14 protein-coding genes are annotated in these 16,169 nt (G+C 58.1%); 3 read left to right on the top strand and 11 right to left on the bottom strand.

Annotated elements, in window-relative coordinates:
- Nucleotides 1-81: 81 nt before the first annotated feature.
- From AC07UC_RS35370 to AC07UC_RS35330, 9 genes are all read right to left on the bottom strand, one after another.
- Nucleotides 82-1,533: an amidase gene (locus AC07UC_RS35370; RefSeq protein ID WP_494909375.1), complete on the bottom strand. Its 1,452-nt coding sequence runs from the start codon at nt 1,531-1,533 to the stop codon at nt 82-84.
- Nucleotides 1,534-1,572: 39 nt separating this feature from the next.
- Entirely contained in the window at nt 1,573-2,328 is a 756-nt protein-coding gene (locus AC07UC_RS35365) for an SDR family NAD(P)-dependent oxidoreductase (RefSeq protein WP_494909374.1), read from the bottom strand.
- A gap of 301 nt (nt 2,329-2,629) precedes the next feature.
- Nucleotides 2,630-3,661, bottom strand: coding sequence for an extracellular solute-binding protein (locus AC07UC_RS35360; protein ID WP_494909373.1), 1,032 nt, complete (start codon nt 3,659-3,661; stop codon nt 2,630-2,632).
- Nucleotides 3,658-4,476, bottom strand: a complete 819-nt coding sequence (locus AC07UC_RS35355; RefSeq protein WP_494909372.1) for an ABC transporter permease — start codon at nt 4,474-4,476, stop codon at nt 3,658-3,660. Before AC07UC_RS35355 ends, AC07UC_RS35360 begins: the two co-directional genes overlap by 4 nt.
- On the bottom strand, nt 4,469-5,389 hold the full coding sequence (locus tag AC07UC_RS35350) for an ABC transporter permease (RefSeq protein WP_494909371.1): 921 nt from the start codon (nt 5,387-5,389) through the stop codon (nt 4,469-4,471). Before AC07UC_RS35350 ends, AC07UC_RS35355 begins: the two co-directional genes overlap by 8 nt.
- A gap of 4 nt (nt 5,390-5,393) precedes the next feature.
- Nucleotides 5,394-6,497: an ABC transporter ATP-binding protein gene (locus AC07UC_RS35345; RefSeq protein WP_494909370.1), complete on the bottom strand. Its 1,104-nt coding sequence runs from the start codon at nt 6,495-6,497 to the stop codon at nt 5,394-5,396.
- A gap of 389 nt (nt 6,498-6,886) precedes the next feature.
- A complete protein-coding gene (locus AC07UC_RS35340; protein WP_494909369.1) occupies nt 6,887-8,869 on the bottom strand; it encodes an acetoacetate--CoA ligase in 1,983 nt (660 codons plus the stop codon).
- A 127-nt stretch (nt 8,870-8,996) separates the two neighbouring features.
- Nucleotides 8,997-9,539, bottom strand: coding sequence for an FCD domain-containing protein (locus AC07UC_RS35335; protein ID WP_494909368.1), 543 nt, complete (start codon nt 9,537-9,539; stop codon nt 8,997-8,999).
- 723 nt (nt 9,540-10,262) lie between these two features.
- A complete protein-coding gene (locus tag AC07UC_RS35330; RefSeq protein ID WP_494909367.1) occupies nt 10,263-11,102 on the bottom strand; it encodes a flavin reductase family protein in 840 nt (279 codons plus the stop codon).
- A gap of 130 nt (nt 11,103-11,232) precedes the next feature.
- On the opposite strand from AC07UC_RS35330, the gene AC07UC_RS35325 reads away from it, so the two are divergent.
- Nucleotides 11,233-11,937, top strand: coding sequence for a TetR/AcrR family transcriptional regulator (locus AC07UC_RS35325; RefSeq protein WP_494909366.1), 705 nt, complete (start codon nt 11,233-11,235; stop codon nt 11,935-11,937).
- On the opposite strand, the gene AC07UC_RS35320 is transcribed toward AC07UC_RS35325, so the two are convergent.
- Both AC07UC_RS35320 and AC07UC_RS35315 read right to left on the bottom strand, forming a co-directional pair.
- Nucleotides 11,901-12,641, bottom strand: coding sequence for an ATP-binding cassette domain-containing protein (locus tag AC07UC_RS35320; RefSeq protein WP_494909365.1), 741 nt, complete (start codon nt 12,639-12,641; stop codon nt 11,901-11,903). The genes AC07UC_RS35325 and AC07UC_RS35320 overlap by 37 nt on opposite strands.
- A gap of 37 nt (nt 12,642-12,678) precedes the next feature.
- The gene (locus AC07UC_RS35315) at nt 12,679-13,821 is read right to left on the bottom strand and encodes an aromatic ring-hydroxylating oxygenase subunit alpha (protein ID WP_494909364.1); all 1,143 of its coding nucleotides are present in this window, start codon (nt 13,819-13,821) and stop codon (nt 12,679-12,681) included.
- Between the two features lie 755 nt (nt 13,822-14,576).
- Here AC07UC_RS35315 and AC07UC_RS35310 point away from each other — a divergent pair.
- Both AC07UC_RS35310 and AC07UC_RS35305 read left to right on the top strand, forming a co-directional pair.
- Entirely contained in the window at nt 14,577-15,293 is a 717-nt protein-coding gene (locus AC07UC_RS35310) for an RraA family protein (RefSeq protein WP_494909363.1), read from the top strand.
- Between the two features lie 25 nt (nt 15,294-15,318).
- Entirely contained in the window at nt 15,319-16,065 is a 747-nt protein-coding gene (locus AC07UC_RS35305) for an MBL fold metallo-hydrolase (RefSeq protein ID WP_494909362.1), read from the top strand.
- Nucleotides 16,066-16,169 lie beyond the last annotated feature (104 nt).

Raw genomic sequence — 16,169 nt, 5'->3', positions numbered from 1 at the left:
AAATCACACCCAATCTGACAAGCGAGTTGCGCAGATGCGGACAATCTGGAAAACGGACGAGAAGCCCGGCTCCTCATCTCGCTAGCCAGCGTCAGAGTGGCTTGCGTGATATCGCGGCAACCGGTTTCTCCACGGCATTTCCCGTTCCAAGTCGGCCCCTACCGACAGGACGATATAATCTTGCGACGGGTGACCGACCAGTTGCACCCCGATCGGGAGACCAGACGAATGTATCGCAAAAGGCACAGACAACGCCGGTTGTCCGGTCAAGTTGAACGGCGCCAGATACTGAAGCTTTGTTAGCTCGTGCCAGTGAAACTTGTCCGGCGTCAAATCGACTTGCATACCGAACATGCCATGGTCTGGAGCTAGAATTCCAGTCGTCGGCAAGACCAGCAGATCATACGCCTGCATGAAATTGCCAATGTCGCGACGGAAACGGTTCAACTCGAAAATCGCCCTCTGGAAGAGCCCCGGATCCATGGTCCGGGCATACTCATAATAGTTCCAGGTACCGGCTTCGATCGTCGCCGTAGAGACCTTTCGACCAGCGGCTGCAGCAAGCTGATCCAGGAACTGGTCGAAACCGAAGCACCAGAGCGCCATGCAGATATCATCCACGCGCTTCAAGTCGATCGCTACCGGTGCTTCCTCGACGTAGTGGCCAAGCTTTTCGAGAGTCTTTGCCGTTAGCTCGACGGCGGAGGCGATCTCCAGGTCTATGGTCTCCCCTCCTCCGAGAGGTGCTCCTGACCAGCCGATCCTTAGGGGCCGAACCGGCTCGGACGCCAACTGCGCATGAAGTTTGGTCGGCCGTCTGGCAACAAAGGGATCCCCCGGTTTTGGCTGACCGAGGATATCCAGCATAGCGGCAGTATCCCGGATCGTACGTGTTAGAACGAAATGGCTGGTCATGCCGAAAAAGCCCTCCCCGTCCTGTGGTCCGCAGGATACGATGCCCCGTGACGGCTTGAGGCCAACCACGCCGCACCAAGCGGCCGGGCAACGAATGGAGCCGGCGGTGTCTGACCCGTGGGCGATCGGAACAATGCCTGCAGCGACAGCGGCGCCCGCCCCGCCCGACGAACCACCTGCGGATTTTCCCTCCATCCAAGGGTTAGTGGTTCTGCCATAGAGTGCGTTTTCGGCCGATCCGGCCATTGAAAATTCAGGTGCGTTCGTGCGCCCGAGAAAGCGGAAGCCGGCCTGCTGGAGCGCTTCGCCGAAATAGGAGTTGCTTGTGGCGGTGAGCCCCTGTGTCAGCCTGCTGCCGTAGTCCGTCACCATCCCCGCTAAGTGAAATTCGGCATCTTTCATCAGGAAAGGAACCCCGGCGAAGGCACCGCCACCGCTGCGCGACAACTTCGCTTCGCTCGCCTCGTCGAGACAATCGATGACGGCATTCAGCGACGGGTTGAAGGCAGCGATGGCGCTTCGCGCCGCCTTCGACAATTCTTGTCCGGATACTTCGCCTCGTGCCACGAGACCAGCCAGATCGATCCCGTCATACTGCGAATATTCCTTCAGGTTCATACCCTCTCCTTGTTTCGTCCCTTGTCCGACCCGTGCCGGTCACATGATCGTCACGCCACCGTCCACCACCATCACCGACCCAGTCATCATCCGGGCTTCATCGCTGGCGAGATGCAGTGCGGCATGCGCAATCTGCGAAGGGTCTATCATCCCGAAGAGTTGTGTATCGGCCGTCGCCCTAGTGGCTTCGTTCTCGCGCAAAATCTTCTCGACTCGCGGCGTCCGCGTCGCACCGGGCGCGATGGCATTCACTCGCACATTCTTCGAACCATAGGTGACGGCGAGTGAACGGGTCAGTGCAAGTACCCCGCCCTTGGCAGAGGTGTAGCTGTCATAGCCAGGCACCCCCATTAGCGCGAGATCCGAAATCATGTTGATCACAGAGCCGCCGCCATTGCGGACCATTTCGGGAATGGCGAAACGGCAGCCGAGGAATGTGCCGAACAGGTTGAGCCTTATGGCACGCCAGAACTCCTCGATGTCGACATCAACAGCCGAGCCGTCGCGGCTGGACGACCCTCCGGCATTGTTATGCATGATGTTCAGTCGGCCGTAGCGCTTGACAGTCTCCGCTACGAGCGCGCGCACGTCGTTGGGCTCGGTCACATCGACGGCAAGGGCGAAAGCTTCGCCGCCGCTGTTGCAAATCGCCTGCGCAGTCTCAGCGGCCTTCTGCCCGTCGAGGTCGGCGATTACCACAGCCGCGCCTTCGCCCGCGAAAATCTCGGCCGTCGATCGACCTATTCCGCTAGCCCCCCCGGTGATGATGGCCACCTTATCGCCCAATCTGTTCAATGTAGTCTCCGCTAGCCGATCAGCCGATACAAATGTCATGCGTTAACCCGAGTTTAGCTGTCGCTCTTAAGAGAGGGATAGTGGTGTATGAATGGATGTATTGTTCATACTGCATGTAACTAGCCTCGCTCTTTTGCTAGCCGGAAAGCTTCGCGCCCTGCTGACGGACAAGTTCAATCATCCCGTCGCGCTTCACCTAATCCGTCCTTGTCCTGACCAAGCCGAAGGGCCGGCGGGATCGAATATCCGCGCCGACCCTTCGTCATGCCCTGGGAGGAACGGCAGGCGAGCGAGATACCCTTTATTTCTGGATTTGGGTCCAGATCTTCGTGTAGAGCTCACGCGCCTCGGGCGAACACATTTTCTGCAGTTCGCCGCGCGCTTTCATCTCTTCCGGCACATTGATTTCGGGCGCCTGCTGCATGAAATCCGGCATGAATGCCGCCGACCCAGCGATGCCGTTGTTCGCGCCGTGGAATTCAGAAAGCTCTGCCGCGATGTGCGGATCCATTATGAAGTTCTGGAACAGCTTGGCATTCTCGACGTTCTTGGCGTCCTTGAGGACCACCACATTGTCGCTCCAGTAGAAGAAGCCTTCCTTCGGATAGCCGTAGCGCGCGGTCGGCTTGGCCTGACGGATGCGCAGCGCCGTACCGCTCCAGACATTCGTCGCCGAAAAATCGCTAGCCTCCATCTGCGGGATCGTATCGTACTGCATGGACACCCAGTTGTCCTTGGACTTGACAAGCAGGTCACGAACCTTGGCGAGTAGCTTCTTGTCGGTGGTGCACTGCTCTCCTCCGAGATATTTGATCGCCGCATAAATGACGCCGCTCAGTTCCGGAATGACATTCACTTTGCCCTTGAGTTCCGGCGGAGTGTCGAAAATGATACCCCAAGTATTGATATCGCCCTTGTAGACGGCCGTGTCAACGATAACGCCAGCAGTTCCCAGGTCGAAGGGAACTGAATACTTTCGCCCGGGATCGAAATCAGGATTGGCCCATTCCGGCGCAATATATTTGAAATTCTCCATCTTGTAGGGATCGGTTTGGAGGAGAAGGCCCTCCCCTATCCAGATCGGGATCTGGTCATGGGACGGCACGACGATATCGAAGCCGTGGCCACCTGCGCGCACCTTGGCTATGGCGGTGTCGCTGGAATCGAAGTCGGTGAGCGTCACCCTAACGTTGTATTTCTCCTCGAATTTCTTGATGACCGAAGGGCTGGTCAAGTTCCCCCAGTTGTAGATGTTGAGCTCGCCTTGCGCATGAGCAACGCAGGCGGAGGACGAGGTGAGGACCAGGCTCGTCAGGACTGACTTCCAGTTCATTCTGTTCCCTTTCTTTTGGTGGCATTTTTGTTGAGCACGAGCGACGTAGTGACGATCGCGATCGACAGGAGCAGGAAGCCGGTCGAGATCGCGTTAAATTGCGGGCTGGTTCCACGCCGGATCTGGCCGAGCATGTAGGTAGGTAGGGTGTCCTGGCCGCTCGATTTGATGAATTCGGTGATGACCACATCATCAAGCGAAATGACAAAGGCCAGCATCGATCCAGCGAGGATCGCAGGCTTTAACATCGGAAGCGTAACGCAGCGAAGTGTCTGCCAAGGCGTGGCGTAGAGATCAGCCGCCGCTGTTTCAAGAGCCCCGTCCATGGTCTGCAACCGCGCCCGGATCGGCAGGAACGCGAAGGGTATACAGAAGGCCGAATGGGCGGCGATGAGATAGCCGAGACCCGAATAGCCCGTGTAGACCTTGAGGGTGCCGAAGAAGATCAGCAGCGAGACACCAGTGACCACTTCCGGAACCGCGAGCGGCTGGTTGATGATAGCATAGAGCAGACGCAACCCGGAGAAAGGCCGGCCGCGCGTCATGGCGAGCGCCGCCATGGTGGCGAAAATAGTGGAAACCATCGAGGCAACGAATGCGATCCGCAGCGAGCGGCCGGCCGCATCGAGCACCTCCGCATTACGGCTCGCTTCGACGAACCAGCGCAGGGAAAACCCGCCCCAAGCCGAGATGGATGACGAGGCGTTGAAGGAGTAGGCCACCAGCACGAAAACCGGCAAATAGAGCGCCGCGAAGCAGACTGCCGCGATCGCACCGAAACCTGGGATATACCCAACTGAAGACCGCTTAGCCATGCAGCACTTCGTCCGTCCCGGCACTTTTGATGAACAGCGAGAAGGCCACCATGGCGATGGCAACAACCGTCAACGACAGCGCGGCGCCGAGCGGCCAGTTGCGTCCCGCGCCGAACTGCAACTCGATCAGGTTCGAGAGCATCATGTTTTTGCCTCCGCCAAGCACGATCGGCGTGACATAGGCACCGAGCGCGGGAACAAAGACCAAGATGCTGCCAGCAATCAAGCCGGGCTTGACGAGCGGCAGGATGATCCAGCGCAGCACCCGGCCGCGGGTGGCGTAGAGATCATAGGCGGCTTCGAGGAGCCGGAAATCCAGCTTCTCGATAGTGGCATAGAGCGGCAAGACCATAAGCGGCAGGTAGACATAGGTCATACCGAGCAAGATTGCCGTATCGGTATAGAGGATCTGTAAGGGACTGGAGATGATGCCTAGCTTGATCAACAGCACGTTCAGCAGGCCTTCATTGCGAATAATCTGAAGTACCGCGAAGGTGCGGATCAGCAGATTGGTCCAGAAGGGAATGGTGACGAGGAACATCCAGATTTCCCGAGAGTGGGGCGGCCTGGTCGCGATGAAGTAGGCTGTCGGAAAACCAAGGACGAGAGTAAACGCGGTCGTCAGGATGGCGAGTTTGATCGAGCGCCAGAAGATTTCAACATGCGCCCAGGCGAACGAGACGCTGTCATCGAAGATGTCCCGATCAAGAAAGGCGGAAAACCAGGCTTTTCCAGAAAACGTCCAGCTGATACCTCCATAGGGGCCAGGACTGAGGAAAGAATAGACAAGAACGATCAGGAGAGGACCGACGGCAGCAGCCATGATCAGGAGGATGGCAGGCGCAACGAAGAGCAGCCTGCCTGTTATGACACGGCGTTCCTGTCTCGCCGCTTCGCGTGCAATCGCGGACATTGTCTCAATCCCTCAAAATCTGCGCACCGGCGAGCGGCAAGGCAATACCGACGCGACTGCCAGGCATCACCTCCTCTATGTCGCAAGAATTGTTCTGGGCGCGGATCCAAAACACCTGCCCACCCTCGGTCTCCACACAAAGCACAGTGTCCGTGCCTATGAAATCGACATCCCGGACGGCGGCGATGAAAGCCTCGCTGCCGTCGATGGGCACTATCCGCAAATGCTCGGGTCGCAGGAGGACTGTTGCAGTTTCGCACGCCCCGAATCCCTCGGGCAGCGTCGCTGGTATATCGATCCGGTCGAGGATGCGCACGATTGCCCGGTTACCAGAGACCGAAACCAGCTTGCCCTTCACGAAATTCGTATCCCCGATAAAGGAGGCGACGAAGTGGTCCGCCGGGCGGCTGTAGATTTCCTTCGGCCCACCGATCTGGAGGACCTTGCCCGCCGACATGACGGCGATGCGATCCGACATGGCGAGCGCCTCTTCCTGATCATGGGTGACGAAAATGAAGGTGATGCCGGTTTCGTGTTGCAAGCGCTTCAGTTCGGCCTGCATTTCCTTGCGCAACTTGTAGTCCAACGCGGAGAGCGGCTCGTCGAGAAGCAGAAGCTTGGGCTTAGGCGCGAGCGCGCGAGCCAGTGCCACGCGCTGGGCTTGGCCGCCCGAAATCTGGTCCGTGCGACGGTCCCCAAACTGCTCCATCCGGACAAGCCGCAGCACTTCCGTCACACGCTCCTCGACGGCCGCTTTCGGCTGACCTAGCATTTCCAGACCGAAGGCAACGTTCTGCCGGATCGTCATGTGCGGGAAAAGCGCATACGACTGGAAGACCGTATTGACCGGTCGCCGGAAGGGCGGCTGAGCGACAATACTGTGGCCGTAAAGGCGGATATCACCATCTGAGGGAACATCGAAGCCTGCGATCAGACGCAGCAAGGTCGTCTTTCCGCAACCTGACGGTCCAAGGAGCGTGAAAAACTCGTTTTCGCGAATATCGAGTGAAACGCTGTCCAGCGCGAGGTAGGGATTCGATCGGTGACCGTACACTTTGCGAACAGCAGCGATATCAACCGCGATTTTCGGCCATTGTTGAGACAACATACCCCTCCATCGTCGAGGGGACAGCCGCTTGAGGGCACGGCTTTTATCCTCCCTTGGACTGTTCAGGTGATAGTCGGAACTCTCGGCAGCACAAATATTGGGGTGCTCAAGGATATATTTGCCGCAGGGAATGTTAATGGCAACCGAGCGTCTAAACGGGCATTAAGCGCAAAGAGCGACGCTGGCAGTAATGGCCAGAGCCACCTTTCGAAACTCAGGCGCGCCGTACCCATTCAGGATGTCAGCGTCATATTGTTGATCAGGAGTCTGCTAACTATGACATCCGAAGCGCAATTAAGTTGCGGACCAATCAAGATCGATTTCACGTCCCGGTGTCCTCAAAACTGAGCGACAGGCGCGGGTGAAGTAGCAACCCACTAGATAGTCCGTCAGTGCCCGAGAACTGACAAGTTGCGGAACAACTCCAGCGCCTCCGGATTGGCAAGCGCTTCCTTGTTCTTGATGGCGCGCCCATGCACCACGTCGCGCACGGCGAGTTCGGTGATCTTGCCCGATTTGGTGCGGGGAATGTCCGACACGGCGACGATCCTGGCCGGGACATGGCGGGGGCTGGCGCCGCCGCGGATCTTGGCACGAATGCGTTTTTCCAGATCCTCGTCCAACTGGACGCCCGCGGCCAGCCGCACGAACAGCACGACGCGCACATCATTGTCGAAATCCTGTCCGATGCACAGCGCTTCCAGGATTTCCGGCATCTGTTCGACCTGGTTGTAGATCTCCGCCGTGCCGATGCGCACGCCACCCGGGTTGAGCGTGGCGTCGGAACGGCCGTGGATGATCATGCCGCCATGCTCGGTCCATTCGGCGAAATCGCCATGGCACCAGACATTATCGAAACGCTCGAAATAGGCCGCCTGGTATTTCTTGCCGTCGGGGTCGTTCCAGAAACCGATCGGCATGGACGGAAAGGCCTTGGTGCAGACCAGCTCGCCCTTTTCCTGCCGGATCGGCTTGCCGTCGTCATCCCAGACATCGACCGCAAGGCCAAGGCCAGGGCCCTGGATCTCGCCGGTCCAGACCGGTTCGGTCGGCACGCCGAGCACGAAACACGAGACGATGTCGGTGCCGCCGGAAACCGAGGCCAGATGCACGTCCTTCTTGATGCCCTCGTAGACGAAGCGGAAATCCTCGGGCGACAGCGGCGAACCGGTGGAGGATATCGCCCGCACGGTCGACAGATCGTGGCTGCCGATCGGCTTGAGACCGGCCTTGCGCACGGAATCGATAAACTTCGCGGAGGTGCCGAAGAAGGTCATCTTCTCGACGTCGGCGAAGTCGAACAGGACATTGCCGTTGGGGTAGAAGGGCGAACCGTCATAGAGCAGCAGCGTCGCACCGGACGCCAGGCCCGACACCAGCCAGTTCCACATCATCCAACCGCAGGTGGTGAAATAGAAGAAGCGATCGCCGTCGACGAGCCCGGCATGCAGCCGGTGCTCCTTGACATGCTGGATCAACGTCCCGCCGGCCGAATGGACGATGCATTTGGGAATGCCCGTGGTTCCGGATGAAAACAGGATGTAGAGCGGATGCGAAAACGCCAGCCGCTCGAAGGTGACGGGCTTGACGACGAAGGGCGCCAGCGCCTCCTCCATCGCCACGGCCTTGTCGATGATCGCGGCCACGTCGGTCGAGGTGCCAAGATAATCGACGAGCAGAACCTTGCGGACACTGCCGAGCTTGGCCGCGATCGCCGCGACCTTGTCGGCGACCTCGATCGCCTTGCCATTGTACCAATAGCCGTCGGGCGCGATGAAGATGACAGGCTCGATCTGGCCGAAGCGGTCGAGCACGCCCTGCTCGCCGAAATCGGGGGAGCAGGATGACCACACCGCGCCGATCGAGGCCGCCGCCAGCATGGCCGCGACGGTTTCCGGCATGTTGGGCATCATCGCGGCAATGCGGTCGCCCTTCTTAACCTTGAGCGACAGGAAGAGCTGCTGCAGACGCGAGACCAGGCCATGCAGCTCATTCCAGGACAGCCGCCGCTCGACCTTGTCCTCGCCGCGAAAGACAATCGCCTCGCCGGCGCCGGTCTTCTTCAACAGGTTCTCGGCGAAATTCAGCGTCGCGTCGGGGAAGAACGAGGCACCCGGCATTTTGTCGCCATCGGCCAGCACGCGCTCGCCGCCATTGGTCCATTTGTCGCCGACGATGCCGGAAAAGTCCCACATCAGGCTCCAGAACGCCTTGCGATCCTCGATCGACCAGCGGTGAAGGTCGGCATAGGAAGAGAAGGGGTGTCCCGTCCTCGCTGAGGCCTCGATCACAAAGCTCGTCAATGGAGTCTGCGCAATCCGTGCCGGAGTTGGGATCCAGAGCGGCAATGATCGTTTGTCACTCACAGGCATTGCACGGCAAACTTAACATCGCGAAAAAGCAGTCGTGTTGAATTGATAAACGTGGACGCCACTACTCCAACACGCTCATTGCTCCAGAAAACAGCCTCAGCCGCAGACGTCTTGAAAGTTCACTGCATCAAGTTCGCCGTGCGGAGGGGAAACCTTGTTCACCCTCGGCGGCGTCTTTGTCCGCATCTGTGCCCAGGAAGTGCTGGCGATACCAAATCGCGGTATCCGAGATATCACGCAGTAGTGCAGCCTTGGCCGAGTCGGCACGGCCCTGACGAAGACCTACAAGAATTTCACCGTGGCGTAGAACGCCATTTCGAAAAACGACTGGGTCGTAACTGTCTGCCTTGAACGGCATCCGCAGCATCGGACCAGCCCGCACCCATAGGGTTTCGATCATTCCGCAAAGCAGTTGCCCTCCCGCCAGTCGGTACAGCATGAAGTGAAACTCCATGTTGGCATCGGTTACAGCTTCGGCATCACCTCTTTCGACGGCGAGCTCGAACCTTCGATTGGCCAGTTCCAGCTCGTCCAATTTTTGGGGGCGCAGCGGCAATTGAATAAGCCGCATCGCTTCGCCTTCCAGCATGAGACGGATACGAACGAGTTCCTCGAAATCCGGCCAGTCCATTTCAGGGACGCAGGCCGACCGGTTGCCTAACAGTTCCAATGAACGCTCCGCGACAAGACGTTGCAGGGCATCTCGCACCTTCCTGGCAACCTGTTACTGGGCCATCGCTCGAGTCGATTTCACAACGGCGGTCGCCGCGGCGTCCTAATGTGGCTCGGTCGTGCTGCTCATCTTTGTCGTTGGTGACTGGCTGGCGCTCGTCAGATGACAGGCCACCATCGACAATTACGAGTCCGATTGTGTCTCGCGAACATTCGTCCACCATCACGACATGGTGCAGATACCCTGACGAGAAAGGGGCCGAAGGACGTAGATTCATTTGTTGCGGTATGGTGAGCTTGGGCACTGGAACCGGGTCTGTGCTATCGCGAACAATGAACTCGACGGGCAATGCGGCCGTTGAGATCTACCGCCCTCGCCCCCATCGCCACCGCCGGAGTACGAACGGTTGTGATGGCCGGTCGGAAATATCGAGGTCGTTGAAGCCAACTAGAAAGATCCGCAGGGGTTCGCAGGCCGACCTCCATAGCCTGCTGCATCACTGAAGTACGTCAGGAATCAGTTATGGTATTGACGCCTTGGAAGTGCCGAGCTTTGAACTAACTCCTCTGGCAAGAATTACTATTGCGGGCAGCATCACTCACCCTGATGGGTTTCCTTGAGGCGCACCGACCAACATTACGCATTGACCAATCGTAGGCAAGGTGGCGCTGCATCCGCCAGGGAATCGGCGAGACCGATGTCAAGTCGCGGCGCAGGATTTCAGAGATCGAGCACGAGACGCCCCTCGCTCGCGCGCGATACGCAGGCCACAATGGCCTTGCCATCCTGCTTCTGTGATGCGCTGAGAAACTCATCGCGGTGATCGATCTTGCCAGAAAGCACGCGCGTGACGCACGTGCCGCAAATACCCATTTCGCACGAGGTGGTGACACGTACCCCATTCCTCCTCAGCGCTTGCACGATGGTCTCGCCCTGCCCGACCTCGATAACACGCCCGCTTTTCGCCAGTTCGACCAGGAAACCAAATCGGTCAGATTCTAAGGCAACTGTCGCGGCAAAGGCCTCGAAATATACGTTTGCCGTTCCGACCTTGGAGGCGAAACGTTCCACAGAGAAATTCAGGAAGCTTTCTGGACCGCAAAGGTAGATCTTTTCCTGTCCGTTAAGCTCCTGCGCGATCATCGATATCCTGGCCTGCGACCGAATGCCTGACTCTTCCGACGAATATTTGTGCAGCAAGCTGGACCACTCGTCGCAGATCAACTCGTCAAAGGTGTCGATATGGTGCTGGTGCCGGCAGAGATAGTAAAAAACGAACTCTCGACCCTGTTTCGACAGCTCGCGAGCCATCGACAGAAGCGGCGTGATCCCGATGCCGCCTGCGACCAATATCGACTTGTGATCGCCTGAGGCCATCCTGAAGGTGCTGACAGGCGCAGAGATTGAGATTTCTTCGCCTTGTTCAAGCCGATGGACTGCGGCCGAGCCGCCGTAAGATGGCGCGCCAAGGCGCACGGCAATGGTGTATTTTTCGAGATTTGCGTTATCACTTACAATGGAATATTGACGCGCAATGTGATCTGAGAGGAAGAGGGTCACATGGGCGCCAGCGTTAAATGCTGGTAGGAGTTTCCCCTCGGTTGAGACAAGCTCGAGAATCCTTACATCTTCAGCCGGCTGCCAAACGCTGCCTATCCGGACGCTCAATCTGACCGCAGCGGAACTACACATGGCGAATCATGCCAGCTTCAGCAATACGGTTGACAACCAAGCGAGCTCGCTCCGTGAAAGTACGGATACAGGTCGAAGGGAGCGCACCAAGGGCGAACGAAAACTTCGTATCCTGCACGCCGCTTCGGACGAGTTCATACTTCACGGCTTCGAGAAAAGTAAAATTGAAGAAATCGCCAGGAAGGCGGATGTGGCCGCGGGAACCGTCTACAATTACTTTCCAACGAAGGATCTTCTTTTGATGGAACTCGTCTCCTTCCATCGTGAACATTCGCCGAAGGCGCTTGCCAATCTCCTGGCAGATCCGCCTCGCGATCCCGTGAAAGCCTTCGTCGATTTTTACCGAATCATGGTTAGCGAAAGTATGCGCTATCTGGACAAGCCTCTGTGGCGCCACGCCATTGCCGCCTTCACTATCGCCGGATGGAGCGAAGCGTTCGAAAAGCGGCTGAGCCATGAGAAGGATCTGATCATCTACCAGACTTCGATTATGGACAAACTGCAGCATGTGGGCTTGCTTTCCCCAGCCCTGAATGCTGCCGATGTGGTAGAGCTTATACATTCGTGCGGCTATTTCTGGTTTCAGCAATTCCTGGTCGACGACGAGTTCACCTTCGAGGACCTGATCGAGCGCCTGCGCCAGAACATCGAGACCGCCTTAAGGCCTTATGTCGTGACTACCTTGGGCACATCGCGCCAGTAGAATGCGCGCTGGGTGAAGCCGGCAGCGGTATTTTCTTGCCGATGGCCGGAGTCTCCGTGCTGTGCGAAAGCCTGGGCGTTCAGTTCGATTCCGGCGGGAAGCCGCACCGTGACGTCTACGTTGGTCCTGTTGTGCACATCGCTTACCTGTCCGCGCAACATGTCGACCGCCGGCTTTGGTACCGCCGGGCTTTGGCCGTTGGTTATCGAGATCAGCTCGGGACGAAAGCCCAGTTCGAGCATATCGCCCGTGCGGGCGCGACCGAGCCCTAAGTCCAGTTGGACTTTCTGGTCGCCCGCCAACTCCATGGCGCCCCACTGCCCGTCGAAAACCTTGGCCCTCATCCAGATAATTTCGCCCGAGAACTCAGCCCCGAAGCAGGAAAAGGCCCTGTCGTACAGATCCTGGCCGATGCGCGACTGATGGACCCGGGCGAGATCGTACAATGTTCGACCCCGCGGGGTCGAAGCCTCTTCATGGTCATGCGTCACGATCAGCGTCGTGATGCGCACGTCCCGCAACACCTTGCGCAGCTCAAGTCGCAGTTGCGCCCGCACGGCGCTGTCCAGTGCCGACAACGGCTCGTACAACAGCAATATGTCTGGGCTCGGCGCGATTGCCCTGGCAAGCGCGACAAGCCCAGAAGCAAGCGAGAGGAAATAAAAATGCTGGATGCGGCTAGTTCTTGTTTCACGCGTCGGCATTCAGTCAACCAATCCCTCGTGCGACTTACAGCTGTTCTCAGGTTTCCACCAGATCGCCGACCCGCTCGAGGTAGTAGCGCGCGAATGCGTGCACCAAGACCTCCTGCTCCTGGTACAATCCGGGAATGCGCCGGCCATACGTGATGCCGCGCTGCTGGATCTCGGTGATCTCGATGTCCTCCTGGCTGACGATGTCGAAGCGCCTGAAATATCTTTCGGCGATTTCGTCGAAGTCGGGACGCGATGCATACCCGCCCGGGAAAGCATGGTTGACGACCAGCGTGCTGCTATTGACATCCAGGGGATAGAGGGTGATCCACCAGCACGCATCGATCGACATGGTCAACACAGTGTTCGGCAACAGAGTGATCAGCGTGTGCTTGGACGGCGTGTCGAGGCTGAAGCCGTCCATGGGGGGAAAACCGTCCTCGCCTTGTAGCACTCCGAGCCGACCAGCGAATTCCGCCCATTGAAGCAGGTAATTCTCGTGGGGCTCGTTAATCCACGTCGAACCCGGAGCGACCGGCTGCAGGCTCTGCGCGTGGACGCTCGCGACGTGATAAGCCTCGATGGAGTTGTCGATGTAGGACTTCCAGTTGGCTTTGATGGTGTACTGCTTCTGCCGCGCCAACCGCATGTTTTCCAGCTTGTATGGCTTGAGCAGATCCGCGGCGGCGCCAAAGACACCCGACACCGGCGGCGCGCTTGCGTCGAGATTGACGAAGATGAATCCGTTCCACACTTCACAACCCATGCTGACGAGCGGGAAATCCTGCTTGCGAAAGTTAGGGTTTAGGTCCATCTCCGGCGCCCCGATGAGCCGACCGTCAAGCCCGTAGGTCCAGCGGTGATAGGGGCAAACGAAAGCCGCCTTGTTTCCTTCGCCTTCGGCGATTAGCGCCCCGCGGTGACGACAACTGGGCGAGAACGCCCTGATGACTTGGTCACCACCCATCGCGACTAGGACGCATTGCCCGACGATATTCACGGTGAAGAAGTCGCCCTTGTTGGGAATTTGCTCGGAACGTCCGACAACAATCCAGGACTGCTCAAATATCTGCTTCTTTTCGACCGCAAACCATGCCGGGTCGATGTAGGCCTCGCTGGGAAGCATTGTTGCTTTGTGAAAATCGGTCAGGACCGATGAAAACCGGTCCGCGCGCTTCATCTCGACAATCATAGTGAATTTCCTTTGCGATAGATGCTACAGACGAGGAGCAACGTCTGTTTCCAAGCGTTGGCTCCACTCGCTGACTCTGGTCGCGAGATAGGTCTAATTCGGCCGGTATGTGAATTTCTTGGCTTCCTCTTCGGAGAACTTCGCAGGTCCACGCCATCAGCATCGCACCCCGGGCGCTGGCAGGAACCTCGCCGACGGCTTCGCAGTAGGTAGTCAAGTTCTGCGGCTCGAGGTGGAAGTTGAGATATTTCGCCCCCTTTTCCTTGTTCTTGCTCGATGACAGCGCCGCTCATCTGGTTGGAACCAGATAGGTGCTGAACCCACCCGTCTTAGTGATGTGAGCCACGGGCGCGTTCTTCGCGACATTGGTCCTGGCCCGCCAGGTGCCAGACCGAGGTCTCGCCGGCGGAACATTGAGTCCCGGGTCTGCCCGGCGGGGATCTGCTTTAGCGCGTCGACATATGGCCACGCCGCTGAATGCCAGCGACAACCTCGTCCGCCCTTGCCGCGGTCGATATCTCACGCCTTCCCGGCAGCAGCACGACGGCGGCCATCGTCGAAGACGGAAGCATTGATCGTCTGGTGATCGAAATCACGGCTCGCTCCCCCTTTTGTTGGCTCACATGAGTAGCCCACGAGCGTCCGGCAATCAATGCTTTCTGTATTCAACTTCAAATTTTTTTCCTTTATGTTGACGAGTCCTTTGAAAATATGGATTAAATGTTGAAGTCGACTCTAACTATGCGGGAAATGCAATGGCCGAATTTGCCTCGATGGGTGTCTTGGAGCGGCTACGCGCATATCGAACCCCCATCATCTATGATGCCATAGAGCGGTTCGGCGTGCGTCCAAAGGCGGAAGGCTATACGGATCAGTCCATCCGCAGCATCCTCCCCGAGGTCGGCAGTGTCGCCGGGTACGCGGTCACTGCTAAGCTCATCGGGGAATTTCCCCTGGCTGAGCAGGAAAGTCATCTGACCTTTAAACAGGTCTGGAGGCATTTCTCGAACGTTGGCACGACCAGCATAGCGGTGGTCCAGGATCTCGACACTCAGCCTGGACGCGCAGCCGCCTGGGGCGATGTCGCCGCCGCCATATTCAAGCGGTTGGGATGCGCCGCTGTGCTGACAAATGGAGCCGTGAGGGATATCCACGATATAGCGGGCATGGATTTCGGCCTCTTTGCAGCAAGCGTTAGCGTTGGCCATGCCAACGTCCGCTATATTGCCCTGGACACGCCAGTGCGCGTCGCCGGATTGGAAATCAACCCGCGCGACTTGCTTCACATGGACGATCACGGTGCGACAATCGTTCCCAAAGGCATCGATCCGGTGGAACTCATGCGGGTCGCGGATGAGATCATCGCCGAGGAAAACCGAGTCAAGCTCTACTGTCAGTCAGGCAAGTTCGACTTCACCCAACTCGATGCGATGCATGCGGCTTCCATGGGTGAGACGACGGCCAAGGAATAGAACTGGTCCACCCGGGAGATTTCAAATGCGATCAATCGAAGATCGTGATTGGTACGAGACGATCCGTATGGGGGACGGGATCACGCTCATACACGAGCCGTGGATCAAGCCTTTCTTCCGCTGCAACATCTGGCATGTGCGGGGTCGCGATCGCGACTTGCTGTTCGACAGCGGTCTCGGTCACGTCAGCTTGAAAGCCAATGTTGCGCTGACCTGCGAGCGCAAACTCGTCTGCGTGGCCAGCCATACCCATTTCGATCACATAGGCTGTCACCACGAGTTTCCAGACCGCTGCGTGCACCGTGCCGAGGCTGCAATCCTGGCCGACCCGCGCAATGACCGCACGCTCGCCGATCGCTACGCAACGGACGATATGTTCGATGCGAGACCTCGCGGCTGGAGCACGGCGCACTACCGCGTCCAGCCCGCGCCGGCCAATCGTGTGCTGGAAGACAGGGACGTTATCGATCTCGGCGACCGCGCGTTCGAAGTGGTCCACACGCCGGGCCATTCGCCCGGTGGTATCGCGCTGTTTGAGCAAGAAACGGGCATTCTTCTCTCGGGTGACATCATTTATGATGGCCCTCTGATCGATAATGCCTATCATAGCAGCGTGGCCGTCTACGTTGCCACGCTGGAGCGGTTGCGTGACTTGGCGGTCACGGTGGTGCACGGCGGGCACTTTCCCAGCTTCGGCAGAACTCGCTACCGCCAGCTGATCGATGAATACGTTGCCGGAAAGCGCAGGACAGGATGTCACATGCGATTCTAGTCGCTGTCGCAAAGGCTGCATCTGCATGTGGTCTCAACACGGACCATAGCGCGCCGACAGCCTAGAGATCAAACCCGAGCCCGTCTTCGAAAGGAGAGCCAGGT

The sequence above is a fragment of the Mesorhizobium sp. GW821-FHT04C10 genome, assembly GCF_059420305.1.
Note: the sequence above shows the minus strand (reverse complement) of the source record. Positions and strands in the feature narration are given on the sequence as shown.

What these genes read in the sequence shown, in the direction of transcription:
- AC07UC_RS35370 (WP_494909375.1), bottom strand. Translation starts at nt 1,533, where the DNA reads ATGAACCTGAAGGAATATTCGCAGTATGACGGGATCGATCTGGCTGGT.
- AC07UC_RS35360 (WP_494909373.1), bottom strand. Translation starts at nt 3,661, where the DNA reads ATGAACTGGAAGTCAGTCCTGACGAGCCTGGTCCTCACCTCGTCCTCC.
- AC07UC_RS35355 (WP_494909372.1), bottom strand. Translation starts at nt 4,476, where the DNA reads ATGGCTAAGCGGTCTTCAGTTGGGTATATCCCAGGTTTCGGTGCGATC.
- AC07UC_RS35350 (WP_494909371.1), bottom strand. Translation starts at nt 5,389, where the DNA reads ATGTCCGCGATTGCACGCGAAGCGGCGAGACAGGAACGCCGTGTCATA.
- AC07UC_RS35345 (WP_494909370.1), bottom strand. Translation starts at nt 6,497, where the DNA reads ATGTTGTCTCAACAATGGCCGAAAATCGCGGTTGATATCGCTGCTGTT.
- AC07UC_RS35340 (WP_494909369.1), bottom strand. Translation starts at nt 8,869, where the DNA reads ATGCCTGTGAGTGACAAACGATCATTGCCGCTCTGGATCCCAACTCCG.
- AC07UC_RS35325 (WP_494909366.1), top strand. Translation starts at nt 11,233, where the DNA reads ATGGCGAATCATGCCAGCTTCAGCAATACGGTTGACAACCAAGCGAGC.
- AC07UC_RS35320 (WP_494909365.1), bottom strand. Translation starts at nt 12,641, where the DNA reads ATGCCGACGCGTGAAACAAGAACTAGCCGCATCCAGCATTTTTATTTC.
- AC07UC_RS35315 (WP_494909364.1), bottom strand. Translation starts at nt 13,821, where the DNA reads ATGATTGTCGAGATGAAGCGCGCGGACCGGTTTTCATCGGTCCTGACC.
- AC07UC_RS35310 (WP_494909363.1), top strand. Translation starts at nt 14,577, where the DNA reads ATGGCCGAATTTGCCTCGATGGGTGTCTTGGAGCGGCTACGCGCATAT.
- AC07UC_RS35305 (WP_494909362.1), top strand. Translation starts at nt 15,319, where the DNA reads ATGCGATCAATCGAAGATCGTGATTGGTACGAGACGATCCGTATGGGG.